Source organism: candidate division KSB1 bacterium, assembly GCA_016214895.1.
Lineage (GTDB): Bacteria > Electryoneota > RPQS01 > RPQS01 > RPQS01 > JACRMR01.
Genome location: JACRMR010000023.1, coordinates 1 through 24,450, shown reverse-complemented (window position 1 = coordinate 24,450; position 24,450 = coordinate 1). Strand labels below are relative to the sequence as shown.

22 protein-coding genes are annotated in these 24,450 nt (G+C 61.3%); 20 read left to right on the top strand and 2 right to left on the bottom strand.

Annotated elements, in window-relative coordinates; genetic code table 11:
- Window positions 1-282: 282 nt before the first annotated feature.
- The gene (locus HZB60_11865; protein MBI5060465.1) at window positions 283-1,278 is read left to right on the top strand and encodes an NAD(P)-dependent alcohol dehydrogenase; all 996 of its coding nucleotides are present in this window, start codon (window positions 283-285) and stop codon (window positions 1,276-1,278) included.
- A 635-nt stretch (window positions 1,279-1,913) separates the two neighbouring features.
- Here HZB60_11865 and HZB60_11860 read toward each other — a convergent pair.
- Window positions 1,914-2,141, bottom strand: coding sequence for a hypothetical protein (locus HZB60_11860; protein MBI5060464.1), 228 nt, complete (start codon window positions 2,139-2,141; stop codon window positions 1,914-1,916).
- A gap of 23 nt (window positions 2,142-2,164) precedes the next feature.
- Here HZB60_11860 and dnaK point away from each other — a divergent pair, with 23 nt between their 5' ends.
- The 19 genes from dnaK (at window position 2,165) to HZB60_11765 (ending at window position 22,162) form a co-directional block, all read left to right on the top strand.
- Window positions 2,165-4,069 (top strand): molecular chaperone DnaK, encoded by a 1,905-nt coding sequence (dnaK, locus tag HZB60_11855; protein MBI5060463.1) that lies wholly within the window; start codon window positions 2,165-2,167, stop codon window positions 4,067-4,069.
- A gap of 392 nt (window positions 4,070-4,461) precedes the next feature.
- Window positions 4,462-5,628, top strand: coding sequence for a nucleotide-binding protein (locus tag HZB60_11850; GenBank protein MBI5060462.1), 1,167 nt, complete (start codon window positions 4,462-4,464; stop codon window positions 5,626-5,628).
- Window positions 5,629-5,810: 182 nt separating this feature from the next.
- Window positions 5,811-8,435, top strand: a complete 2,625-nt coding sequence (gene clpB / locus HZB60_11845) for an ATP-dependent chaperone ClpB (GenBank protein MBI5060461.1) — start codon at window positions 5,811-5,813, stop codon at window positions 8,433-8,435.
- A 65-nt stretch (window positions 8,436-8,500) separates the two neighbouring features.
- Entirely contained in the window at window positions 8,501-9,223 is a 723-nt protein-coding gene (locus tag HZB60_11840) for a TerC family protein (protein MBI5060460.1), read from the top strand.
- Window positions 9,224-9,391: 168 nt separating this feature from the next.
- Entirely contained in the window at window positions 9,392-9,805 is a 414-nt protein-coding gene (locus HZB60_11835) for a cobalamin B12-binding domain-containing protein (GenBank protein ID MBI5060459.1), read from the top strand.
- 133 nt (window positions 9,806-9,938) lie between these two features.
- Window positions 9,939-10,685: a YebC/PmpR family DNA-binding transcriptional regulator gene (locus HZB60_11830; protein ID MBI5060458.1), complete on the top strand. Its 747-nt coding sequence runs from the start codon at window positions 9,939-9,941 to the stop codon at window positions 10,683-10,685.
- A 15-nt stretch (window positions 10,686-10,700) separates the two neighbouring features.
- Window positions 10,701-11,207: a crossover junction endodeoxyribonuclease RuvC gene (gene ruvC / locus HZB60_11825; protein MBI5060457.1), complete on the top strand. Its 507-nt coding sequence runs from the start codon at window positions 10,701-10,703 to the stop codon at window positions 11,205-11,207.
- Window positions 11,204-11,788 carry a Holliday junction branch migration protein RuvA gene (gene ruvA, locus HZB60_11820; GenBank protein MBI5060456.1) on the top strand — a complete coding sequence of 195 codons (585 nt, stop codon included), beginning with the start codon at window positions 11,204-11,206 and terminating at the stop codon, window positions 11,786-11,788. The genes ruvC and ruvA overlap by 4 nt, the downstream gene beginning before the upstream one ends.
- Entirely contained in the window at window positions 11,788-12,804 is a 1,017-nt protein-coding gene (ruvB, locus tag HZB60_11815) for a Holliday junction branch migration DNA helicase RuvB (GenBank protein ID MBI5060455.1), read from the top strand. Before ruvA ends, ruvB begins: the two co-directional genes overlap by 1 nt.
- A gap of 45 nt (window positions 12,805-12,849) precedes the next feature.
- Window positions 12,850-13,926, top strand: a complete 1,077-nt coding sequence (queA, locus tag HZB60_11810; protein MBI5060454.1) for a tRNA preQ1(34) S-adenosylmethionine ribosyltransferase-isomerase QueA — start codon at window positions 12,850-12,852, stop codon at window positions 13,924-13,926.
- Entirely contained in the window at window positions 13,923-14,618 is a 696-nt protein-coding gene (locus HZB60_11805) for a 2-C-methyl-D-erythritol 4-phosphate cytidylyltransferase (protein ID MBI5060453.1), read from the top strand. The genes queA and HZB60_11805 overlap by 4 nt, the downstream gene beginning before the upstream one ends.
- 107 nt (window positions 14,619-14,725) lie before the next feature.
- The gene (locus HZB60_11800; GenBank protein ID MBI5060452.1) at window positions 14,726-15,202 is read left to right on the top strand and encodes a 2-C-methyl-D-erythritol 2,4-cyclodiphosphate synthase; all 477 of its coding nucleotides are present in this window, start codon (window positions 14,726-14,728) and stop codon (window positions 15,200-15,202) included.
- On the top strand, window positions 15,203-16,675 hold the full coding sequence (locus HZB60_11795) for a glutamate--tRNA ligase (protein MBI5060451.1): 1,473 nt from the start codon (window positions 15,203-15,205) through the stop codon (window positions 16,673-16,675).
- The gene (locus tag HZB60_11790; GenBank protein ID MBI5060450.1) at window positions 16,672-17,709 is read left to right on the top strand and encodes a D-alanine--D-alanine ligase; all 1,038 of its coding nucleotides are present in this window, start codon (window positions 16,672-16,674) and stop codon (window positions 17,707-17,709) included. Before HZB60_11795 ends, HZB60_11790 begins: the two co-directional genes overlap by 4 nt.
- Window positions 17,706-18,872 carry a bifunctional diaminohydroxyphosphoribosylaminopyrimidine deaminase/5-amino-6-(5-phosphoribosylamino)uracil reductase RibD gene (gene ribD, locus HZB60_11785; protein MBI5060449.1) on the top strand — a complete coding sequence of 389 codons (1,167 nt, stop codon included), beginning with the start codon at window positions 17,706-17,708 and terminating at the stop codon, window positions 18,870-18,872. The genes HZB60_11790 and ribD overlap by 4 nt, the downstream gene beginning before the upstream one ends.
- On the top strand, window positions 18,853-19,500 hold the full coding sequence (locus HZB60_11780) for a riboflavin synthase (GenBank protein ID MBI5060448.1): 648 nt from the start codon (window positions 18,853-18,855) through the stop codon (window positions 19,498-19,500). Before ribD ends, HZB60_11780 begins: the two co-directional genes overlap by 20 nt.
- A 2-nt stretch (window positions 19,501-19,502) precedes the next feature.
- The gene (locus tag HZB60_11775) at window positions 19,503-20,705 is read left to right on the top strand and encodes a bifunctional 3,4-dihydroxy-2-butanone-4-phosphate synthase/GTP cyclohydrolase II (protein ID MBI5060447.1); all 1,203 of its coding nucleotides are present in this window, start codon (window positions 19,503-19,505) and stop codon (window positions 20,703-20,705) included.
- 18 nt (window positions 20,706-20,723) lie between these two features.
- Entirely contained in the window at window positions 20,724-21,701 is a 978-nt protein-coding gene (locus HZB60_11770; protein ID MBI5060446.1) for a hypothetical protein, read from the top strand.
- A complete protein-coding gene (locus HZB60_11765) occupies window positions 21,698-22,162 on the top strand; it encodes a D-tyrosyl-tRNA(Tyr) deacylase (protein ID MBI5060445.1) in 465 nt (154 codons plus the stop codon). The genes HZB60_11770 and HZB60_11765 overlap by 4 nt, the downstream gene beginning before the upstream one ends.
- Before the next feature lie 49 nt (window positions 22,163-22,211).
- Here the strand turns inward: HZB60_11765 and HZB60_11760 are convergent, their stop codons facing one another.
- Complete coding sequence (locus HZB60_11760) at window positions 22,212-23,954, bottom strand: carbon starvation protein A (protein ID MBI5060444.1); 1,743 nt, start codon at window positions 23,952-23,954, stop codon at window positions 22,212-22,214.
- Window positions 23,955-24,450: the final 496 nt, after the last annotated feature.

The window sequence follows — 24,450 nt, the reverse complement described above, 5'->3', positions numbered from 1 at the left end:
AGATGACTCCGAGCTGTACGGGCCGATTGCATCGCCCGTTTTGATCGTTGAGAGCTGATAGATGTGGGGTGAATACGCCGTAGCGCCGCACAGAGTGCGCGATCTCGGAAACGATCAACGCTGAAGGCCTTTCCGTAGGGGCCGATTGCATCGCCCGTTTTGATCGATGAGAGCTGATAGATGATAGACGACTCCAAAACGATCAGCGATGAAACCGGTTCATTCGCGGCGGCACGTGCTGCACTCGTCATTGCGTGATGCCATGTTCGAGGAGGGAGACCCATGAAAGCGATCACCTACACGCGCTATGGACCGCCGGATGTACTCCGGCTTAGCGAAGTCGCGACTCCGGTTCCGAAGGCCAGTGAAGTCCTGATTCGAGTACGAGCCGCGGCGGTGAATTACGGCGACTTGACGGCTCGAAACTTCGGCAACTTGTCTTCTCGAGAGTTCAACATGCCCCTGCTCCTCTGGCTGCCGGCACGATTCGCGTTCGGTTTCAGCACGCCGAAGAAGCCGATTCTGGGCAGTGAATTGTCCGGGACGGTCGCGGCGATCGGGAGGAGCGTAACGAAATTCAAAGTCGGTGACGAGGTTTTTGCATATACTGGCATGAAGATGGGGGCCAATGCCGAGTACTTGTGCCTGCCCGAAAGCGGAACCGTAGGACTGAAGCCGAACAACATGTCGTTCGCGGAAGCGTGCGCCGTACCCTATGGCGGGATCATGGCGCTGAGCCTCCTCAAGAAGGCGGACATCAGAAGCGGACACAAGGTCCTGATCAACGGCGCGTCCGGCGGGATCGGTTCCATGGCCCTGCAACTTGCCCGATATTACCGGGCGGAAGTGACCGGAGTCTGCGGCACGCCACGCCTGAGTTTCGTCAAAGCGCTGGGAGCGGACCACGTCGTCGATTACACCAAAGCGGATTTCACTCAAAGCGGCAATCGCTACGATCTGATCTTTGACGTCTTGGGCAGGAGTTCATTTTCCCGCTGCAAAGCTTCGCTGACCGCCAATGGCCGTTATCTGCTGGCAAGCTTCAAAACGAAGCAGCTCCTGCAAATGCTTCGCACTTCGATCTCCGGGAGCAAGAAAGTCATCTGTGCGATTGCCGCCGAAAAGCCCGAATACATGGTGGTCTTGCGAGACCTTGCGGAGGCCGGTGTGATCCGCACGGTTGTCGACCGGACCTTTCCCTTGGAGCAGGCGGCCGACGCTCACCGCTATGTGGAAGCGGGACAGCGAACAGGAGCCGTCGTCATCACGATCCCGTAGGGGCTGATCGCATCGCCCGCGTAGCGCCGCACGGGCTTGTTGCCCAAATCAAAATCCGCCGAGCGGGGTGCCCCCACCCCGCCGGAATCGGAGTGAGTCGTGCCCCAATTTTCATCGCCGCTGTAGGTTCCTTCTCAGATTCCGGGCCCCCGGGGACGGGTGCCTCAGCGAAATCATTTCGGCAACGAGCCCGCACCGCTATGCGCTCGGTTCGGTGAGCGATGAACGATAAAGCCGATTTGCCGTGGCGGGTTCCAGTACCCCAGTCCGGCATGACCGACCTCTTCACCTGCTAAATCGAATCGTTTCCCGGTTCTCAATCCGCATCCGCCGGCGGTGTTCTTCCGTGCGTGCCCCAATGCGCGGAGGATGACACTGACTTGCGAACTCTGCGCGCACGAGTGGAATGTCCCGGCGGACTTCCGCAACGAGCCGTGGACTGACGTGTGTACGATTGAGTGCTGAATTGCCCGAAATTGCGGCAAGGGGAAACTGGCGTATTCAAGATTGTAGGCCGCGAAATCTCGAGCGCAGATCCCTGCGGCGCGACAAAGAGACAGCCACGTGGGGCCGCGGCTACAGGAATTGCAGACGCGCGGGCGATGCAATCAACCCCTACCCTCGGATTTCATCGTTCATCGTTCCGCGTTCATCGCTTCGGCCTCTTCCTCCTCTAAGCCTCGCTCCCGCCTGAACTTCTGCCATTCTGACCTCAGGTAATGCACTAACTCTGCCATATTGGCGTATTTTTCGGCACACATCGCGTGTGCCTTTGTTTTATCTGCAATATTTATAATTACTAAAATGCACTGGAACCATCCTTGCATAGATATTGTTCGAGAATTAGGTTCAACTTCGACCATCAACTAACCCAGAGATAACGAACATGTCCAAAATCATCGGCATCGACCTCGGCACCACCAACTCCTGTGTCGCGGTCATCGAAGGCGGCGAACCCGTCGTCATCCCGAATTCCGAAGGCGCCCGCACCACACCCTCCGTCGTCGGCTTCTCCAAGAGCGGCGAGCGACTCGTCGGCGCGGCGGCCAAGCGGCAGGCCGTCACCAACCCGAAGAAGACCGTCTATTCCATCAAGCGCTTCATGGGCCGCCAGATCCACGAGGTCAGCGAAGAGATGAAGCGCGTCCCCTACGACGTGGTGTCCTCCGATGGTCAAGTCAAGATCAAGATCGACGACAAAGACTACACGCCGCCGGAAATCTCCGCCATGGTGCTGCAAAAGATGAAGCAGGCCGCGGAAGATTATCTCGGCGAGAAGGTGACCAAGGCCGTCATCACGGTACCAGCCTACTTCAACGACACGCAGCGGCAGGCGACGAAAGACGCGGGCCTCGTCGCGGGCCTCGAAGTGCTGCGCATCATCAACGAGCCGACCGCCGCCGCGCTCGCCTATGGTCTCGACAAGAAGAAGGACGAGAAGATCGCCGTTTATGACCTCGGCGGCGGCACGTTCGATATTTCAATCCTCGAACTCGGCGATGGCGTGTTTGAAGTAAAGTCCACCAACGGCGATACGCACCTCGGCGGCGACGACTGGGACATGCGCCTGATCGACTACCTCGCCGAGGAGTTCAAGAAGGCCGAAGGCATCGACCTGCGCAAAGACCCGATGGCGCTCCAGCGGCTGCGCGAAGCCAGTGAGAAGGCCAAGTGCGAACTCTCCGGCCAGACGCAGGCGCAGGTCAATCTGCCCTTCATCACGGCCACCGCCGACGGCCCGAAGCACCTCGACATGACCGTCACGCGCGCGAAATTTCAGGAGCTGACGGAAGACCTCGTGCAGCGCTCCATCGAGCCGACGAAGAAGGCCCTGCGCGACGCGGGCCTGTCGCCGAAGGACATCGACGAGGTGATTATGGTCGGCGGTTCGACCCGCATGCCGCGCATTATCGACGTCGTCAAAGAATATTTCGGCAAGGACCCCCATCGTGGCGTTAACCCCGACGAAGTCGTGGCCGTGGGCGCGGCGATTCAGGGCGGGATTCTCACCGGCGACGTGCATGATGTGGTGCTGCTCGACGTGACGCCGCTGTCGCTGGGCATCGAAACCATGGGCGGTGTGCTGACCAAACTAATCGACGCCAACACCACGATTCCCACACGGCGAACGGAGATCTTCTCGACAGCGTCCGACAGTCAACCGTCGGTGGAAATTCACGTCCTGCAAGGCGAGCGGCCGATGGCGATTGACAACAAGTCCATCGGCAAATTCCAGCTCGACGGCATTCCGCCGGCGCCGCGCGGCATTCCGCAGATCGAAGTCACGTTCGACATCGACGCCAACGGCATTCTGTCCGTGACGGCCAAGGACAAGGCCACGAACCGCGAGCAATCCATCAAAATTACGCACTCGAGCGGCCTCACGAAAGAAGAGATCGAGCGCATGAAGGGCGATGCGAAAGCGCACGCCGACGAAGACCGCAAGCGCCGCGAGGAAGCTGAGATCCGCAATACCGCCGACGCGCTCGCCTTCCAGACCGAACGACAAATGACTGAACTCGGCGACAAACTCACGGGCGACAACAAGTCCAAGTTAGAGGCCGCGGTCGGTCGCGTGAAAAAAGCCCTCGAAGGGCGTGACTTCACGGAGATAAAATCGGCCAGTGATGCGCTGAACGAAACATGGACACAGATCGCGCCCAGTCTCTATCAGCAGCAGCAGCAAGCCGAACCGCAAGCGGAGCCGCAGGCCGAGTCAAGTGGTTCCAACAAGGGCGACGATGTCGAGTACGCCGACGCCGAAGTCGTGGACGAAACGAAGAAGAAGTGACTCCGCCACCCCTCTGATTCCCCCCCACATCTTGTGGGGGGCAGGGGGGGAGGAAAAAATTTTGAAGGCGTGAAATTTGAAACGTGAAAGCCCGACCGTAGGGGCTGATTGCATCGCCCGCCCCTCGCGATAGATGAGAGATGATAGATGAACAACCGTAGCGCCGCACAGCCGTGCGCGATCTTTGTAGCGCCGCATCGACATGCGCTCGGGACATTCTTTGCGGCGGCACGCTCTTGAGGCCTGACGTGCCCCGCCAACGCACATCCGCCGAGGCACCCGTCCGCGGGTGCCCGGAATCTGGAATACCAAGCATTCATTCCGAGCGGGGCATGGGCTGAACATGTCGCAGCGAGGAGAGTTCAATCACAAATAGCGAGGAGCAATTCCCTGTGAAGAAGCCTATATCTAAGATCCGGCGCGCGAGCAAGCGGAGCACGACAAAGACGAAGACAAACAAGAGAGATCCTGAGGAAAATCGGAGCCGGGCATACGTTCGGCAAACTGATATTCCAGGATTCTCACTTGAAGATGCTGTTAGAGTCCCGCGTGCGATTGCGGACAATTTTGGCAAGGACGCGACTAAGCCACTTCGAGTAGCGGAAGCGATGGAATTGGAACCGGGTGGCTTGCTTTTCCGAAGGATGACCGGTGCCGCTGTGGCATACGGTCTCACCGACGGTGCATATAACGCTTCGACGATTTCGCTAACGCCCCTTGGGCGTCGAGTGGTTGCGCCTACCGAGGAGGGTGATGAAAGAGCTGCGTTGCGTGAAGCATGTCTGAAGCCGCGAGTGATTCGGGAGTTTTTAACAAAGTACAACAATTCCAAGTTCCCACAAGATACTATTGCGAAAAACGTACTTGAAGAGATGGGGGTTGGTTCTGATGCTACTGCTCGAACATTCGAATTGTTGAAGAAAAGCGCTGACTTCGTAGGTTTCTTCAGGCGTGTGAAGGACTCGACGTATGTTGACTTGGACAACACTGCAGTTCAGTTCCCAGATCCGCCGCCTGAAACCGCAATGATCGCGGAAGATGACGTGCAAAGTGATGTACGCCAGCTCGCAGACGCCAGTACCCGCCCCCCGCAAAAAGGAGAACCACAGGCGGGTGCTAGAAGAGCAATTTTTATTGCTCATGGAAAGAACAAGCGCCCGCTCGAACAACTTGAAGGGATCCTGAAGCAGTATGGCATCCCATACAAGATTGCCATAAGAGAAGCAAACGCGGGACGACCGATTTCTCAGAAGGTTGCGGACGTCATGAATGAGTGCGGTGCAGCGATTCTGATCTTCACGGCTGATGAGGAGTTGACGGACAAGGACGGCAAGCCGTTGTGGAGACCCAGTGAGAATGTAGTCTTCGAACTCGGTGCGTCATCGTTTCTTTACGACCGCAAGATAATTGTCTTCAAGGAAGATAAGGTGAGCCTCGCAACGAATTACAGCGACATTGGATACATAACATTTGAGCAAGATCGACTTACGGACAAGACGAATGAACTGTTCCGCGAGCTAATCGCCTTCAAGTTAATTAGCATAACTGTTGGTAACTGAGAACTTCGTGTCAGGGTCATGGCTTGCCGAGCCGGGTTAAGTCCGCGCAACCCGGCCGGAATCGGATTCACAAATTGCCCCCCTCCACTTCGCTCCGTCAAAATCTTCGCATCTCGCCATAGTATGGGCAGATAGCTCTCGGATTTGGGATTTGGGATTTTGAATTTGGAATTTTCTAAATTATGAACATCGACCAGTGGACCATCAAGGCGCAGGAAGCGCTGCAGGCCGCACAACAGATCGCGCGTGACGCGCAACAGCAAGCGCTCACGCCGCTGCATTTGCTCGCCGGCATGCTCAAGGACAGCGAAGGCATCGCCAGCGAGATTCTCGCCAAGATCGGCTCGCGTCCCGCCGACACACTGCGTGTGGTTTCTGTCGAGCTGGCCAAACTTCCCGCGGTGACCGGCTCGGTCGGCGCGACGTACCTCGCGCCCGCGACGGCCAAACTCTTCGACGACGCGCTCAAAGAGATGTCCCAACTGCACGACGAATTCCTGTCCGTGGAGCATTTGCTGCTTGGCCTCGCCACGTCCGATGACCCGGCCATCAAGAAACTGTTTGCGGACTTGCGGCTCTCGTACGGCGCGATCCTGCAAGCGATGAAAGACCTGCGCGGCGGGCAGCGTGTCAAAGATCAGGACCCCGAGAGCAAGTACCGCGCGCTCGATAAATATGGCCGCGACCTCTGCGACCTCGCCCGGCGCGGCAAGCTGGATCCCGTAATTGGCCGTGATGAGGAGATTCGCAGAATCCTGCAAGTGCTGTCGCGCCGCACGAAGAACAACCCGGTGCTGATTGGTGAGCCGGGAGTGGGGAAGACCGCGATTGCCGAAGGGCTCGCGCACCGCATCGTCTCCGGCGACGTCCCCGAGCAGCTCAAGCACAAGCGCGTGATTGCGCTCGACCTCGGCGCGCTCGTTGCGGGAGCAAAATTTCGCGGTGACTTCGAGGAGCGGCTCAAGGCTGTACTGAAAGAAGTCACCGACGCGGAAGGCAGCGTGATTCTGTTCATCGACGAGCTGCACAATCTCGTGGGCGCGGGCCGGGCCGAAGGCTCCATGGACGCCTCCAATCTGCTCAAACCCGCGCTGGCGCGCGGCGAATTGCATTGCATCGGCGCGACCACACTGGACGAATATCGCCAGCATATCGAAAAGGACGCCGCGCTCGAACGCCGGTTCCAGCCGGTGACGGTCAGCGAGCCGTCCATCGAAGACATGATTTCGATCATGCGCGGACTGCGCGAGAAATACGAGATTCACCACGGCGTGCGCATCACCGATGCCGCGCTGATCGCCGCCGTCACACTCTCCCACCGCTATATCACAGACCGCTTTCTGCCCGACAAAGCCATTGACCTGATCGATGAGGCCGCGTCCAAGCTGCGGCTGGAAATCGACTCCATGCCCGAAGAGATCGACCAGCTCACGCGAAGGATCCGGCAGCTCGAAATCGAAAAAGTTGGCATCGCCCGCGAAACTGACGACGCCGCGCGCGAACGCAGCAAGAAGATCGACGAGGAGCTTGCCGAGCTCAAGCACACGGAACAGACACTGCGGGTCCACTGGGAGCAGGAGAAGCAGATCATCAAGCGGATCAGCTCGCAAAAGGAGCAGATCGAGGCCGCCAAGCTCGATGAGCAGAAAGCCGAACGCGCCGGAGACCTGGGCCGAGTGTCCGAACTCCGCTATGGCAAACAGCGTGAATTGGCCGCGAAACTGGAGACCGCACGCCATCAACTGGCGGCGCTGCAGAAAGACCGCGCGCTCTTGAAAGAGGAGGTCACGGAAGAGGATATCGCCGATGTGGTTTCCCGCTGGACGCGGATTCCGGTCTCCAAGATGCTTGAAGGCGAGCGCGCCAAACTGCTGCACATCGAGGTGCAACTGCGGAAACGCGTGGTCGGCCAGGATGCGGCGGTCAATGCGGTCGCCGCGGCGATCCGACGCGGACGCTCGGGACTGTCCGATGAGAACAAGCCCATCGGCAGTTTCCTGTTTCTCGGTCCGACGGGTGTCGGCAAGACGGAGCTGTCGCGAGCGCTTTCCGAATTCCTGTTCGACGATGAGACTGCGATGATTCGCATCGACATGTCCGAATATGGCGAACGGCATACGGTCGCCCGCCTGATCGGCGCGCCGCCGGGCTATGTCGGCCACGAAGAGGGCGGCCAGCTCACCGAGGCCGTGCGCCGCCGGCCATACAGCGTCGTACTGCTTGACGAAATCGAGAAGGCCCATCCCGACGTCTGGAACGTGCTGCTGCAGGTGATGGACGATGGTCGCTTGACGGACAGTCAGGGGCGAACCGTCGATTTCAAGAATATCATTCTCGTCATGACTTCAAACCTCGGTTCGGACCTGATCCGCGCGCGCGCCGAGCAGATCGAATCGAGCGAGGCCGTGTATGATGAAGTCAAGCGCGAGGTGCTGGACCTGTTGCGGCATTCGATCCGCCCCGAGTTCTTGAATCGTATCGACGAAATCATCGTGTTCCGGCAATTGGGACGCACGGAACTTGAAGGCATCATCGAGATCCAGCTCGACCGTGTCCGTGAACGGTTGGCCAAGCAGGAGATTGCGCTCGATCTGAGCCCAAGGGCCAAGGCGCGCTTGCTGCGCGAGGGCTTCGACCCCGCCTTTGGCGCCCGCCCACTCAAGCGAGCCATTCAAACACTGTTGCTCAATCCGCTGGCCGAGGAGTTGCTCGCCGGGCATGTCCTGCCCGGCTGCACGGTCGCCGCCGACATCGCTAACGATCAAATGGTATTTCACGTGAAAACACCCGCCGCGGCCAACGCTTGATTATTTGTCGGTTTCTCCGTATCTTAGCCCCGTAACTCCTTCACCAGTCACGGGGCTTTTCGCGAGTGACTCTCGAAACTTTCTTTACGGCACACACCTTTACCATCATTGCCACGCTCGTTCTGCTGGAGGGCCTGCTCTCAGCGGATAATGCGCTCGTGATGGCCGTGATCGTCCGGCCGCTGCCGCAAAATCAGCAGAAAAAAGCGCTCTATTACGGTATTGCCGGAGCGTTCTTCTTCCGCTTCCTGATGCTGCTGACGGCGACCTGGATCATCAAACTCTGGTATCTGCGGCTGGCCGGAGCCCTGTACCTCGGCTGGCTGACCTTTCAGCATTTCCGCCACCGCATGGCCGGACACAAAGATTTCGAGGCAAAGCCCGCCGGCTTCTGGAAGACCGTGCTTGTTCTGAACCTCGTGGACTGTGCCTTCGCCATCGATAGCGTGTTGGCCGCCGTGGGCTTGTCCGACGATCTGGTGATCGTATTCACCGGGGTGGCATTGGGGATTGTCGCCGTGCGCGTCGCGGCTGGCAGCTTCATCAAAGTCCTGGAGAAATGGCCGGCCCTCGAGGACGTGGCCTATGCGTTGATCGGCTGGATTGCGTTGAAGCTGATGATCGAGTCGTATGGGATGTACGTCGGAAACGCCGAAATAGAACTGCCCCACTGGCTCTTCTGGTCGGGCATGGGAATCATCGCCGTCGGTGGAACCGGATATGCCGTCCGCGCGTCCTCAAAGAAGACCAGCGCTCTGCCAAAACGCGAGCCGGAGGCTGCGGAGTGACCCCACCGCAATCTTGAAAATCGCGGCAACCCAAGGTATTATATATAACTGTCGGCCGGGAGTCAGGATTGATTTCCGGCCGATTTTTTTGTATATTTGCAGTTTAGAGTCGTTAGAACCGGTTGATTTGAACCAGTGTGTAGTGTGCTCGGCTGGGCACCGTCGCTTATGGATAGAAAAATCAGGATTTTAGTGGCCAAACCCGGGCTCGACGGGCATGACCGCGGCGCCAAAGTTATGGCGGCGGCCTTCCGCGATGCCGGGATGGAAGTGATCTATACCGGCCTGCGGCAGACCCCCGAGATGATCGTCGAGGCAGCCCTCCAAGAAGACGTGGACGTGGTTGCCCTGTCCATTCTGTCCGGTGCACACATGACCATCTTCCCCGCCGTGCTCAAGCTGATGCGGGAGCGGGGCATGCTCGATGTGCTGCTCACGGGGGGAGGGATCATTCCCCGGGAAGAGATGGATCAGCTCGAAAAGCTGGGGGTCGGCAAGCTGTTCGGCCCCGGAACGCCAACTCAGGTGCCGATTGTTTACATTCGCGACTGGGTCACGGCCAATCGGCGGGCCGCGGTGTAGCCGGAGCGGAACGGAAGCCTGAAGAACGCACGCGAAAGTTTGCCCAACCGGGCGGACGCCGTGGTCCCCCCGCTGCGCCAGGCCAGTGGAAGAAACAGATTCAGACACTTCGAGTATAGAGTTTCAGAGGCTTATGTCCGGTCACAGTAAATGGGCGACGATCCGTCGCAAGAAAGAGAAGATCGACTCCGCGCGCGGACAAGTATTTACGCGTGTGATTCGAGAAATCACGATCGCTTCACGACTCGGGGGATCGAATGCAGATGCCAATCCGCGTCTGCGGTCCGCGATTGACGCCGCGAAAGCCGTCAACATGCCGGCGGACAACATCGATCGTGCGATCAAGAAGGGCGCCGGTGAGCTCGAAGGACAGGTGCTCGAAGAGATCTTGTACGAGGGGTACGGACCGGGAGGCGTCGCCATCCTGGTGGAATGCGTGACGGACAATCGCAACCGCACGGTGGGCGAAGTCCGGCACTGCTTCTCCAAGCGCAACGCGAGCATGGCCGAAGCCGGTGCCGTGGCGTGGATGTTCGACCGCCGCGGATATATCACGCTGGAAGCCGACGCCGGCACCGAAGACGAGATCATGGAGATCGCCTTGGAAGCGGGAGCGACGGATGTCGAAGGCGACGAGACCATTTGGGAAGTCTATACGGCGCCGGAGGACCTGTACAAGGTCAAGGCCGGAATTGAAGCCAAGGGCAAGCAGACCAGCTCCGCCGAGATCTCGTACATCCCGAAAAACACGGTAAAGGTGGAAGCGGATTCGGCGAAGTCGGTGCTCAATCTGATTGAAGCACTCGAAGACCTCGACGACGCGCAAAACGTCTATTCGAATTTTGAAATCGACGAAGAAGTGATGGAGACGTTGCGCTAAGCGCAGCGATTCACGATGCCGGACTCGCTGGTATTGGGAGTTGACCCCGGATTGGGGACCACGGGCTGGGGAGTTGTGCGGGCCGAAAGCCGACGCTTTGTGTACGTCGATTCCGGCTTTATCCGCACGAACTCCGCGACGCCCGAGGGCGAGCGGTTGACCGAAATTTACAACCAGCTGCAGCAGGTCGCCCAAAAGTATCAAGTGGAAGCGTGCGCCGTCGAGAGCGGATTCGTCGGCCGTGGTCCGCAAGCCGCTCTGAAACTCGGACAGGCACGCGCCGCCGCCGTCCTGGCCGCCGAAAGCCTGAATATTCCCGTCACCGTACTGGCCCCGCGGGAAGTCAAAATGGCCATCACCGGGCGCGGCGGCGCCTCGAAGGGCCAGGTCGCCTATCTGGTCGGCAAAATGCTCTCCCTGGCCTTCGACGAAGGCGAAGAAGATGTGTCCGACGCGCTGGCCGTCGCGATCAGCTCGGTCATGCGGCAACGGGTGCAGGAACGCAAAGCGGCCGTGCGGTGATCGATTTCATCGAGGGGAAGTTAGCCGCGAAAGCTCCTTCGCACGTCGTCATCAATTCCGGCGGCCTGGGCTACAAGGGTATCATCTCGCTGGCCACTTACGATTCACTGCCCGGGGTCGGCGAGCAGGTGCGGCTCTGGACGCATTTGCAGATTCGTGAAGACGAGCACACGCTGTTTGCGTTCGGCTCCCTGGAAGAGCGCTGGCTGTTCGAGCATCTGATTTCCGTGCAGGGCGTCGGCGCCAAACTGGCGATTACCATGCTGTCTTCCGCCAAAGCCGAATCCGTGCGGCAGGCGATCGTCGATGGCGACAGCGGCCGCCTGCAAAGCATCCCGAAAATCGGCGCCAAGACCGCCGAGCGAATCGTGCTCGAACTCAAGAAAAAGCTCGGCAAAGCGGTTCCCGAATTCGCGATGTCCGAGACGCGGACGAGCCAGGGCGACGTCCGCGAGGCCATCGAAGCGCTGACCGCCCTGGGTTTCACGCGGCTCGAGGCTGAACGGGCCGTCGATCTGGCCATCAAGCGCGGCGCGGACGGCGCGGAAGAACTGGTCAAGCATTCCCTGCGGGTCGGCTGATGCCGCGAGTAATTGAGCCGGTCAGACAAGACGAGGATCGCGAACTCGAACAATCGTTGCGGCCCTCTTCGTTCGACGAATTCCTCGGTCAGCCGCGCGTCAAAGAACAGTTGGCCATCTTCTTGCAAGCCGCGAAACAGCGCGGCGAAGCCCTCGATCACGTCTTGCTGTACGGTCCGCCGGGACTCGGCAAGACCACGCTCGCTCACCTCATCGCGCGCGAGATGGGTACCAGTATCAAAGTGACGACCGGTCCCGTGCTCGAACGGCCGGCGGACTTGGCCGGTGTCCTGACGAGTCTGCAGCCCGGCGACGTCCTGTTCATTGACGAAATCCATCGCCTGAGTTCCGTCGTCGAAGAGTACCTGTATCCGGCCATGGAAGACTTCAAGCTGGATATTCTGATCGACAAGGGGCCCGGCGCGCGCACGCTGCAATTGCAGTTGAGCAAATTCACGCTGGTGGGGGCTACCACGCGGGCCGGTCTGTTGACCGGGCCGATGCGGTCGCGATTCGGAGTGAACCTGCGGCTCGACTATTACGACCCCGAAGAGCTGGGCGGAATTCTGCATCGGTCGGCGAAGTTGCTCGCGACGCACTGCGACGAAGAGGGGATCGCGGAGATCTCGTCGCGGTCCCGCGGTACGCCGCGCGTGGCGAATCGCTTGCTGCGGCGTGTGCGTGACGTCGCGCAGGTCCGCGGCGAAGGCCGCGTATCGGCGGCAATCGCACGGGACGCCTTGCACTTACTGGAGATTGATCAATACGGCTTGGATGACCTCGACAAGCGGCTCATGACCGCGCTGCTGGAGAAGTTCCGCGGCGGACCGGTGGGGCTGGGGACGCTCGCGGTCACGGTCGGCGAAGACGAAGGCACGCTCGAAGAAATCTGCGAGCCGTACCTGATTCGCGAAGGATTCTTACAACGCACGCCGCGCGGCCGCGTCGCCACCGCGCGTGCCTATGAACATTTCGGAATTCAGCCGCCTATGACCCAGCAGTCGAAGTTTTTTTAGTACGGTCCTGTGGGGTAGTCTCACCTTAGAATTGTAGTACCAACCATGCCCATTACCTCAGCGGTCTATCAACCGCGCGGCGTGCAAACCACGCCCCGGTTGTCCGATTTCAAATATTCGCTTCCGGAGAAACTGATCGCCCAGGAACCGCTGGCGAAGCGCGACCAATCCCGGCTGCTGATCGTGGATCGCGACTCGCGGACGTTCCGCGACGCGCAGTTCTCCGACGTCGTCGATTTCTTCGGACCCCATGACGTCATGGTCGTGAACGAGACCCGGGTATTTCCGGCGCGGCTGAAAGGATACAAGGAAAAGACCGAAGCGGAAATCGAGGTCTTCCTGCTGCGGCGCCTGACGGAGGAGTTGTGGGAGGTCCTGGTCAAGCCCGCGCGCAAGGTGCGAACCGGAAACAGCATCACGATCGGCGACGCGATCACCTGCGAGGTCATTGACAATACGACGTCGGGCGGGCGCGTCGTGCGCTTCCACTACGATGGCGATTTTAACGCGCTGGTGGAAAAATTCGGCCAGCCGCCGCTGCCCCCGTATATCCGGCGCGAACCCCGACCCGAAGACCGCGAGCGCTACCAAACCATTTTCGCGCGCGTCTCCGGCGCCGTCGCCGCGCCGACCGCGGGCATGCACTTCTCACCGGAACTGGTCGATAAAGCCCGCGCCAAAGGTGTGCAGGTCGTGCCCCTGATCCTGCACGTCGGCCTCGGCACGTTTCGGCCCGTGCAAGTCGAAGACCTGTCGCGCCACCGCATGGACTCGGAGTACTATGAAGTGAATGCGCATGCCGTGGACGTCATTAACGGCGCGATCGAGAAAGGCGGACGGATCTATTCCGTCGGAACTTCCGTCACGCGTACGCTCGAAACCGTGGCCAATTTTAACGGCGGCGTCAAGATCGCCCGCGGCTGGACCGACAAATTCATCTATCCGCCGTATCATTTCAAGGTGGTCGATCGACTCGTGACCAATTTCCACCTGCCGGGATCGACGTTGCTCATGCTGGTGTGCGCGTTCGCGGATCAGGACCTGATCATGAAAGCGTACCGGCACGCCGTGCGCGAAAAATATCGGTTCTACAGTTACGGCGACGCGATGCTCATCACTTGAAATTCGCGCTGCTGGTTCCGGCCGCCGGAAGCGGATCTCGCTTGGGCAGCGAACTGCCGAAGGCGCTGGTGGACCTCGGCGGCGAAGCCATGGTCGTGCGGGCGATCCGCCCCTTTCTGGACTGCGAAGAATGCCGAAAGATCGTGGTGGCCGCGCCGGCCGACCTCATCCCGGATGTGCAGCAGGTGTTGCAGCCGCTGTGGGCGACCTGTGAGCTCAGCGTGGTGGCCGGAGGGGCCACGCGACAGGATTCAGTCGGATTCGCCCTCGATGCGGTCGGCGATCGCGACATTGATGCCGTGCTGATTCATGACGCCGCGCGACCCCTGATCACCGTGGAGACCATCCGGCGTGTGTTCGACGCGCTGAAACACGGCGCGGATGCGGTCCTGCCCGGCGTCGAGGTGTCGGATACGCTCAAGGCCGTCGCCGGGATGCCGCCGATCGTGCGCGAAACGATCCCCCGCAAGGGCCTGTACGCGGTACAGACGCCGCAGGGACTCCGCATCGCCGTCGCGCGCGAAGCATTTCGACGGGCTCGCGCCGAGGGCCTTCAGTGTACCGATGACGTCGCGCTGGTCGAACAGTTCGGACTGGGCCGGGTGCAAATTTGCGAAGGCGATTCCGGAAATTTCAAAATCACGACGCCCGCCGACCTGCGGCTGGCGCGCCTGCTGGTCGCCGCGCGGTGACTCCCCCGCCCGCTCCCGCCGTCAACACGTTGTTCCATTCCGGGGTTCGATGCGGATGCAACCGATGAACCCTTTTTTGTTCCACCGCAGAAACTCCGTTCATGGGCTTGCGAATCGGAATCGGCGTTGATGCGCACCGCAGAGTCAGCGGGCGCAAACTCGTGCTCGGCGGCGTCGAGCTGCCGGCCGAGTTCGGGCTCGCGGCGCATTCCGACGGCGACGTCATTGCCCACGCCATCCTCGACGCCCTGTTCGGCGCGGCCGCGCTGGGAGACAAAGGACGGTTCTTCCCGCCGACGGATCCCGCCTATCACAATATCTCATCACTCGTCTTGCTGCAGGAATGCCGGAAGACCCTCGCGGACTATGACTTCGAGATCGAAAACATCGATGTCAGCGTCATGTGCGAAGAGCCACAGCTCGCACCGTACGTGCCGGAGATGGTCCGGCAATTGGGGCTGGCGCTGGCCCTCGACGAACGGCGGATCAGTGTGAAAGGAACCACGCTCGAGCGCATGGGTTTCACCGGTCGAAACGAAGGCATCGCCGCGCTGGCCGTGGCCCTCGTCAAGGGCCTGGAGTAGATGAGCGAGGTCCGCACACGATTCGCGCCGAGTCCGACCGGCTACCTGCACGTCGGCGGCCTGCGCTCCGCGCTGTACAACTATCTCTTCGCAAAACAGCAGGGCGGGGTCGTCCTGCTGCGAATCGAGGATACCGATCAGTCGCGCGAGGTAAAAGGCGCGGTCGAAAATCTGCTCGCGGCCTTCCACTGGCTCGGCTTGGAGTTTGACGAAGGTCCGCATGTGGGCGGCGCTTGCGGACCCTACGTGCAATCACAGCGACTGACGCTCTACCGCGAGCACGTGAAGCGGCTCGCCGACGCCAATCACGCCTATCCCTGCTTCTGCGCTCCGGCGACGCTCGACGAAATGCGCGCGGCGCAAGGCGCGCGCGGCGAACCGCCGATGTATGACCGGCGCTGCAAGTCGATTTCGCCCGCTGACGCCCGGCGACGAATCGAGCGCGGCGAGGCGCATGTCTGGCGAATGGCGGTACCGGGCGGACAAATTGTGCGCGTACATGATCTGGTGCGGGGCGACGTCGAATTCGCCACCGATACGGTCGATGACCAGGTGCTGCTCAAAAGCGACGGCTTTCCGACCTATCACCTCGCCAACGTCGTCGATGACCATTACATGCGAATCAGCCACGTGATTCGCGGCGAAGAATGGCTGCCATCGGCGCCCAAGCACGCGCTGCTCTATGCGTGCTTCGGCTGGGAGCGACCGCGGTTCGCGCACCTCCCGCTGCTGCTGAATCCCGATCGCAGCAAGATGTCCAAACGCGGCGGCGATGTCGCCGTCGAGGATTATCGCCGCAACGGGATCCTGCCGGCGGCATTGATCAATTTCGTGGCGCTCTTGGGCTGGCATCCGCAGGATGAGCGCGAAATCTTCAGCGTGGATGAGCTCGTGAAAGAATTCTCGCTGGAGCGCGTAAACAAGGCGGGCGCGATCTTCGACGGTGCCAAACTGCGGTGGATGAATGCCGAGTATATCAAGCGCGAGTCTGAGCACGACCTGTACGCGCACGTGGCGGCATTGCTGACGGAGCAAATTGAGATTTGTGGTGAGTCACGCGTGCGCTATGCCGTCGCCACCCTGCGCGGCGGGACGGAAGTCTATGGCGATTTGGCCGACCGAATTCGCGCGACACTCGGACCGCGTAGCGCGGACGATCCGGAATCCATCGCCTTGCTCGCCAATGCGGAGGCGCGAAAGCTCGTGACGGAGTTTCAGCGCAGAATGAGCGAAATCCCGCCGGAAATCTGGAACGACTTTCCGGCACTGGAAGCGGCGTTCAAAGCTGCGGCCAACGATAGCGGACAGGCCGTCGGCTTGAAGGGGAAGTCACTCTGGCAAACCGTGCGAGCCGCCTTGACCGGACAGCTGCACGGCCCGGAGCTGGCAAAGCTGGTGGGCATTTGGGGGCGCGCGCGGGTAATGGCCGAGCTCGAAAATGCCGCTTCGGCAACTACGGCGGTGAGTTCATGAAGTTGCTGGTGTTTTGCGGCGGTGACTCGGCGGAACGAATTGTATCTTTGGCTTCCGGCGACGCGGTTGCCGGATGGCTCGCCGAGGCGGGACACTGCGTGCTAAAATATGATCCGGCCCGACCGGGCGTGACGCATACGCCGTCCGAGAAACTTGCGCCGCCGCAGATCGGCACGCTGCCGCCGCTGCCGCGGAATACCGACGGGTTCGATGCACGTACGGTGCGCGGAATTCTCGACCTCATCGAGCACGAACGGGCGGAGTTCGTCTTTCCGATTCTGCACGGCGGCTGGGGAGAAGACGGCACGCTGCAAGCCCTGTTGGATTGGGTGAATGTGCCCTACGCGTGCTCCGGGGCGCTGGCGAGCGCGATGGCGATGAACAAGCAAGCCGGTCGAGTGGCGATGGCCGCGGCAGCAGTGCCCATTGCCAAGGGATTTGTCGTCGGCGCCGCCGAAATGCGCGAGACGGCCGGTGTCGTAAAGCGAGCGCAGCGCGAAATCGGCTTGCCCGTAATCATCAAGCCGCTCTGCAGCGGCTCGGCGGTGGGCGTCTCCGTAGTGCGAACGGAGCACGACGTAGAGCCGGCGTTGCTGCAAATCGCCGCCCAAGGGGATGTCGCGCTGGTCGAAACTTATTTTTCAGGCCGCGAATTGACGGCGACCGTCGTCAACGGGGAAGCATACCCGCTGATCGAGATTCGCCCCCACGAAGGCTTCTACGACTACGCCAACAAGTACACGGCGGGCCGCACGGACTATCTCTGCCCGGCACCCGTCACCGAGCCGGTCGCGGCGGCCATTCGGGATGCCGCCGTGCGGGCCTTCAATGCCATCGGATGCCGCGGGGTCGTGCGCGTCGATTTCCTGCTCAACGAACGCGATGAATTCATCTGTCTTGAAGTCAATACGCTGCCGGGAATGACCGGGACTTCGCTGGTCCCCAAGTCGGCGGCGGCCCGCGGTGAGTCGCCGGCGGAGCTTATGCAGAAGGTCGTGCGGGCGTCACTGCGGAAATCGGCGGCGCCCGCGTGACGTCGGAGAGCGGCGGCGGCAGCGGCAGCACGGAGTTTCGCGGCCGGGAGTCGGGTGAAGCGGACGAACGCTTCATGCGCATCGCGCTGCGCGAAGCCGCACGGGGCGCCGGTCTCGTCAGTCCAAATCCGCTCGTAGGTGCCGTGGCCGTCAAGGACGGAAAGCTCCTGGCGCGGGCGTATCATGTGGGCTATGGAGACGCGCACGCGGAGGTCGAGTTGCTGGGAAAACTTTCCGCGAACTTGGCACGCGATGCGACCGTCTATGTCAACCTTGAACCCTGCTGCCATGTGGGCAAGACGGCGCCCTGCACTGAGGCCTTGATTCGCGCGGGCGTGCGGCGAGTGGTCATCGGCCACGAAGACCCGAATCCACTGGTGTCGGGGAACGGAATTGCCGCCCTGCGCGCGGCGGGAATCCAGGTTGCAGTCGGCGTGATGGAACGGGAGGCGCGCCGCATCAACGCCCCGTTCCTGACCTACATCACGCGCGGCAGGCCGTGGCTGCTCATGAAGGTGGGCCAGTCCCTCGACGGCCGAATCGCGCTGGCCAACGGCCAGTCGCGTTGGATTACCGGCGTCGCGGCGCGGACGGAAGTGCACAAGCTGCGCGCCACACTGGACGCGGTTATCGTGGGATCGCAGACCGTGCTGGACGACGATCCCGAACTCACCGTGCGGCACGTGGCCGGTCGCGATCCGCTCCGTATTGTGCTGGACTCGCGCTTGCGAATCTCGCCCGGGTCGAGAGTCTTTAAGCAGTCCCAGCCCGCGCGCACGTGGGTGATGACAACTGAATCCTCGCTGGGCGAGCGTGGCGGCAGCTTCGCGGATACCGGCGCGACCCTGTTTGGGTGCGCGGCGAATCCCGATGGCCGATTGGACCTGACCGGGGCCATGCGCACGCTGGCGCAACACGGAATCACGTCGGCCCTCGTGGAAGGCGGCGGGACCCTGCATGCCTCGCTCATTCGCGAGGGGCTCTTCGACAAGTTCATCGTGGCCATCGCGCCGCTCCTGCTCGGCGGTGACGGGCGACCGGCGGTGGGAGATTTGGGATTGACCAAGCTGGATAACGCCCCGCGTTTTGTGGTGGGCCGCTGCCGCCGACTGGGGCACGATATATGGTTGGAGTTTGAACGCGATGTTTACGGGAATCGTTGAAGCAACGGGCCGGATCGCGGAGATCCGCGTCACCGCCGGGGGCAAAAACCTGCGGATTGAAGCGCCGGGCGTGGTCACGCTGCTCCCGCTCGGAGGCAGCATCGCCGTGAACGGCTGCTGTGTCACGTCAACGGAATCCGACGGACGCGCATTCCGCTGCGACTTGATGCGGCTCACGCTGGACCGCACGAATCTCGGCGGGCTCGAGGTCGGCGACATCGTCAATCTCGAACGACCGTTGCGACTCGGCGACGAACTCGGCGGGCACATTGTCCAAGGCCACGTCGAAGGCGTCGCCACCGTGGTCAAGGTCCTGGACACCGTGGAGGACCGACGCATCACGCTACGGCTGCCGCCGCAGCTCAGCAAATATGTGATCCAAACCGGATCGATCGCGCTGGACGGCGTCTCCATGACCGCGGCCGATATCGAAGGCGATGTCCTGACGGTCGGAGTGATTCCGCATACCTGGGATGCGACAAATTTTTCGCGTTGGCGATCGGGAACCCGTGTGAATATCGAGACCGATTTGCTCGCGAAACACATCGAAAAGCTGCTGGCGTCCGGCGCGGCGCCCGTGGGGCTACGCGGCGCGAGTGCCGTGGCGAAAGCGGGGAGTGACGATTGAAGATACTGGACTCGATTCGCGATGGGCTGAATGAGATCGCCGCGGGCAAGATGGTAATTGTCGTCGATGACGAAGATCGCGAGAATGAAGGCGATTTGATCATGGCGACACAATTTGTCACTCCCGATTCGGTCAACTTCATGGCCAAGCACGGACGCGGAATGATCTGCGTCTGCGTGACGGACGAACGCGCCGACGAACTGAATCTGCACCCGATGGTCGCGCAGAATACCTCCCTGCGCGGAACCGGCTTCACGGTTTCGATCGACTATCTGCACGGCACGACCACGGGCATTTCGGCCTACGACCGCGCCAAGACGCTGAAAGCCGTGGTGGACCCGCGGACCAAACCGGAAGATTTCGCCCGACCCGGACATATTCACCCGCTGCGCGCGCGCGCCGGCGGCGTGCTCGAACGAACCGGCCAGACCGAAGCCTCCGTCGATCTGGCGCGACTCGCGGGCGCCTATCCCTCCGGTACGCTCTGCGAAATCATGCGCGACGACGGCACCATGATGCGCCGCCCCGAACTGCGACAGTTTGCCGACCGGTACGGTCTGAAACTGGTCTCCGTGGCCGATCTCATCCGCTATCGAACGGAACGCGAGCGGTTCGTCGAAGAGCGCGTGCACGTATACTTCCCGACGGCCCACGGCACCTTTACGCTCGTGCACTTTGAAGATGTGTACGCGGGCAAAGACCACCTCGCGATTGTCAAAGGCGAGCTTCCGCTGAAACCGTCAGCGCTCGTGCGCGTGCACTCGGAGTGCCTGACCGGGGATGTGTTCGGGAGCGCGAGATGCGATTGCGGCGCGCAGTTGGTCGCAGCCATGAGCGCCATTGAACGCGAAGGGGCGGGCGCGGTGATCTACCTGCGGCAGGAGGGACGCGGAATCGGACTTGGTCCGAAGCTCTTGGCCTACAAGCTGCAAGATGAAGGCCTGGATACCGTCGAAGCGAATCTCAAACTCGGGTTCAAGGCCGACCTGCGGAGCTACGGCGCCGCATCGCAAATCCTGCGCGCCTTGGGGACAACAACCGTGAGGCTGATGACGAACAACCCGAAAAAGGTCGAAGAATTGGAAGCCCACGGTGTGCGGGTCACGGAACGCGTGCCGCTGGTCGTAAACGCCACGGACATCAATCGTCAGTATTTGCTGACCAAGCGCGATAAGATGGGACATCTGATTCATTTCGATTCTTAGCGTGAGAAAGGCCGGGGGATGAGGCCGTATCTGCTACTTACTCTGCTGCTCGTGCTGGCGTGCCGGGACAAGGGAACCGGTGACGACACCAGCAGCGGCATGATCCGACCGCCGGCGGGGCTTGCCATTTGCTCCCCGGCGGGCTTGCTCTACAGCTTTGACACGCGCGACGGTGACGTGCATTACCTGACGGAAGTCGGTGGCTCTTCCGCCACGGACGTCATGGTCAATTTCGGCGGCGACCGGTTGTTCGTGACGGACGCCGGAGCCGATCGGATTCTGATCTACCGCTTGCCCGATCTGCCGCTACTCTCAAGCTTCACCGTCGGCGGGATTCCGCTCGACCTGGAGCTGGACCGCGCCGGTGCGCACGCGTTTGTGCTCACTCGCAATGGACTGATCTGGGACTACGCAATCGCCCACGCCACCTACGACTCGATCGACGTGAGCACCGATGCGCGAAGCATGAGCATGGTGCCGCCGGATCTTGTCCGCCTGTGGGTAACGTGTCCCAGAGATTCCGCCGTGTACGAAGTGGATTTGCTGGCTCGGCGAATCACGGACACCTTGCGATTTGATCGCCGGCCGTACGATGTGTGCTTTCAATCCGACGGCTCCGTCGGCTTCGTCAATACCGCCACGGCCGTCCATCTCTTCGCGGTCGAGACCATGGAGCTGATTGACAGCTACACGACCTCCGGCGGGACGCGGGATATCGCGGTCAGCCCGAACAATCGCTGGCTGGCGGCCGCGGATTCCGTGGACGGTACCGTCCGCGTCTGGGACTTGACCACGGGCGAGCGACGCGACTATCATGCCGGAGCCTCGGCGGGCATCCCGCGCTTCGAGCGCAGCGCGGAGCACCTGTTCGTGGCCTCGCTGGCCACCGACGAAATCCTGCGCTTCTCCCTGACCGACACCGCGCAAACTCAAATTGACACGATGAAATTCCCGCGCTATCTGGCCGCCTTCACGCTCTGGGAGGAGCACGACTGAAGCTGGTGCTGCAACGCGTCTCCAGCGCGGCCGTCGATGTGGACGGCCGGCGCGTCGGCGAAATCGGACCGGGTCTGCTCGTGCTGCTGGGGGTCGAGCAAGGCGATACGGAAACGGAGTTGGAGTGGTGCGCACAGAAAACCGCGGGCATGCGCATCTTCCCCGATGACGATCACAAGCTGAACCGTAGTGTGATCGAAGCGGGGGGGAGCGTCCTGGTCATCAGCCAGTTTACCTTGCTCGGAGATGTGCAGCGCGGCCGCAGACCGAGCTTCGTCCGGGCCGCCCCGCCGGAGTTCGCCAATCCGCTGTACGAGCGCTTTTGCGCACGACTGCGCGAGATGGGGCTGAGCGTCGCCACCGGTATTTTCGCCGCCAAAATGTCGGTGGCGTTGGTCAACGAAGGACCCGTAACGATCATCGTTGAACGCCCGCCCGGTGGCGCGCCGGAGCTTGAATAGTGAAAAACCCCGCGATTTGGCGGGGTTTTCTTTTGGGAGCCGGAGCGAACTATGCGGGCACCGCTCGCGGAGCGCGCGGCGTGGAGCGAATCACTATGCGCAGCGCTTCGACCAGCACAAAAATCGCCAGCACCAGCAGCACGAGCGCCACCCACGGCACCGGATCGGCAGTCATGCTCCACGCGCCGTACTGATCTGAAAACCCCGCGCGGATGAACCGCAGCAGCGCCCATGAACTCATCAGATACATGAACACGGCGGGCAACCCGGTGACGTACCACACCCACCGGGCGCGGGATTCCGAATGCAGCCACACCGTGACGCCGATCAGCGAGAGCGCCGCCAGCAGCTGATTGCTCGCGCCGAACAGCGGCCAGAAGACGCGCCAGGCCGGAACGGGATTGCCCGCGGCGTCGAGCAATGTCTGCGTCACGAAAAACAGCGGCGTGACCGATGTCAGTGCCGTAGCGAACCAGCGGCCGAACGTGCCGTGCCAGCCCGTCAGTTCCTGTACGATGTAACGACCGAGGCGCGTGCATACATCCAGCGTGTCGTACACAAACGTCGTGAACGCGAGCAGACCAAACGCAATGCCGAAGGATACCGGAATGCCGATCGTGTTCAGGAATCCCGCCATGCCCTGCGCATAGAGGAAGTTCGGCTTCCCTTGCAGAGCGGCCGCCGCGCTCTGCGAGAGCATCATTACGCACGAGAGTGAGACCACGGCAACAAATCCTTCGAGCAGCATCGCGCCATAACCGATCAGCTTCGCGTCGGATTGCTTGCAGAGCTGCTTGGCCGTCGTGCCGCTGGCGATCAGACTGTGAAAACCGGAGCACGCGCCGCAGGCCACGGTGATGAAGAGCAGCGGAAAGAGCGGAAACGCTTCGCCGCGCTGCGACATGAACGTCCAATCGGTGAAAGCAGGATAGCTCACCGTGTTGCCGCCGAACAGCAGGCCGACGGCGCTCCCCGCGAGTGCGACGTACAGGAAATAGCCGCCAAGATGGCCGCGCGGTTGCAATAGAAACCACATCGGCACAAGCGACGCGACAAAACAGTAGCCGAGCAAGCCCACGTTCCAAATGCGCTGCGCGTCGCCGTCGGTCGTGCCCAGCAGCGCCGCCAGCTCGAGCGGGATGTATTGCCCGACCCAGATCGCCACGCCGACCAGCGGCAGAAAGATCGCCGTGGCCCAATTCAAGCTGAGCTTGCTGAAGCGGAGCAGCAGACCCATCATGATCGGCAGCGCCAGATAGAGCAGGGAGGAGGTCGCGATGCCGCCGCCCGTGATCACCGTCCCGTTCTCCAGCGTCTGCCTGCCCACGAACGAAGCGCCCACAATGTCCGTGAACGCGACGATAATATAGACGAGCGCGATCCAGACGAAGGTGAGAAAGAGCAGATAGGTCCGCTGCGACATGCGTTCCTTCACGACCTCCGCAATGGAGCGCGCGCGATGCCGCAGCGAGGCCACCAGCGCGGTCAGGTCATGCACGCCGCCGATGAAGATCGAACCGACGATGATCCAGAGCAGCGCGGGCAGCCAACCGAACATCACCCCCGCGAGAATCGGCCCGACAATCGGTCCCGCCGCCGCAATCGCCGAGAAGTGTTGACTGAGCAGGAACTTTCTTTCGATGGGCGAGAAGTCCACGTCATCGCGCAGCGCGACGGCGGGTGTGGGTTCGTCGTCGCGAATCCGCAGCCATTTCACCAGCGCGCCGCCGTACCAGCGGTACGCCAGCACGAAAATCACGGCCGCGGCAAGCACGATAGGAAGCAGAGGCATGGGAAGAAAGGATCAAGGAACAAGGAACAATACAATAAGCTACTTCGCGGCGGCACGTCTCTTGAGCGTTGACGTGCCCCGCTCTTCTTCGCCCCGCCGGTATCGGCGAGTCGGCCCTCCCCCCACATCCTGTGGGGGGCCGGGGGGGTGCGCGTCTTCGCGCATCGGGAGCTCCCTGCCGGAATCGGTGGGTCGGCTCTCCCCCCACATCCCGTGGGGGGCCGGGGCGGTGCGCGTCTTCGCGCATCGGGAACTCCTCGCCGAGCAGGGACTGTGTCCCTGCCGGAATCTCGCTCCGGTCGTCAACCAGACCAGAGTCCGCCACACGGCAGGTGCGTCAATTCCTGCACATCACGGGCCGTATCTCCCGTAGGGGCGGGTCCACGACCCGACCTCTGAACCGCACCGCATGTCGGGAAGCGAGCCGTCAGCAAGTCCTCCCGAGCGGGGCACATGCCGACACATAACGCCGCGTGGAAAAAAGCCCCTCTCAGCG

Excerpts from the sequence above, each read along its gene's own strand:
- HZB60_11830 (MBI5060458.1), top strand. The coding sequence starts at position 9,939 with ATGTCCGGTCACAGTAAATGGGCGACGATCCGTCGCAAGAAAGAGAAG.
- HZB60_11780 (MBI5060448.1), top strand. The coding sequence starts at position 18,853 with ATGTTTACGGGAATCGTTGAAGCAACGGGCCGGATCGCGGAGATCCGC.
- HZB60_11790 (MBI5060450.1), top strand. The coding sequence starts at position 16,672 with ATGAAGTTGCTGGTGTTTTGCGGCGGTGACTCGGCGGAACGAATTGTA.
- dnaK (MBI5060463.1), top strand. The coding sequence starts at position 2,165 with ATGTCCAAAATCATCGGCATCGACCTCGGCACCACCAACTCCTGTGTC.
- ruvB (MBI5060455.1), top strand. The coding sequence starts at position 11,788 with ATGCCGCGAGTAATTGAGCCGGTCAGACAAGACGAGGATCGCGAACTC.
- queA (MBI5060454.1), top strand. The coding sequence starts at position 12,850 with ATGCCCATTACCTCAGCGGTCTATCAACCGCGCGGCGTGCAAACCACG.
- clpB (MBI5060461.1), top strand. The coding sequence starts at position 5,811 with ATGAACATCGACCAGTGGACCATCAAGGCGCAGGAAGCGCTGCAGGCC.
- HZB60_11865 (MBI5060465.1), top strand. The coding sequence starts at position 283 with ATGAAAGCGATCACCTACACGCGCTATGGACCGCCGGATGTACTCCGG.
- HZB60_11770 (MBI5060446.1), top strand. The coding sequence starts at position 20,724 with ATGAGGCCGTATCTGCTACTTACTCTGCTGCTCGTGCTGGCGTGCCGG.
- HZB60_11795 (MBI5060451.1), top strand. The coding sequence starts at position 15,203 with ATGAGCGAGGTCCGCACACGATTCGCGCCGAGTCCGACCGGCTACCTG.
- ruvC (MBI5060457.1), top strand. The coding sequence starts at position 10,701 with ATGCCGGACTCGCTGGTATTGGGAGTTGACCCCGGATTGGGGACCACG.
- HZB60_11860 (MBI5060464.1), bottom strand. The coding sequence starts at position 2,141 with ATGGTCGAAGTTGAACCTAATTCTCGAACAATATCTATGCAAGGATGG.
- HZB60_11760 (MBI5060444.1), bottom strand. The coding sequence starts at position 23,954 with ATGCCTCTGCTTCCTATCGTGCTTGCCGCGGCCGTGATTTTCGTGCTG.
- HZB60_11835 (MBI5060459.1), top strand. The coding sequence starts at position 9,392 with ATGGATAGAAAAATCAGGATTTTAGTGGCCAAACCCGGGCTCGACGGG.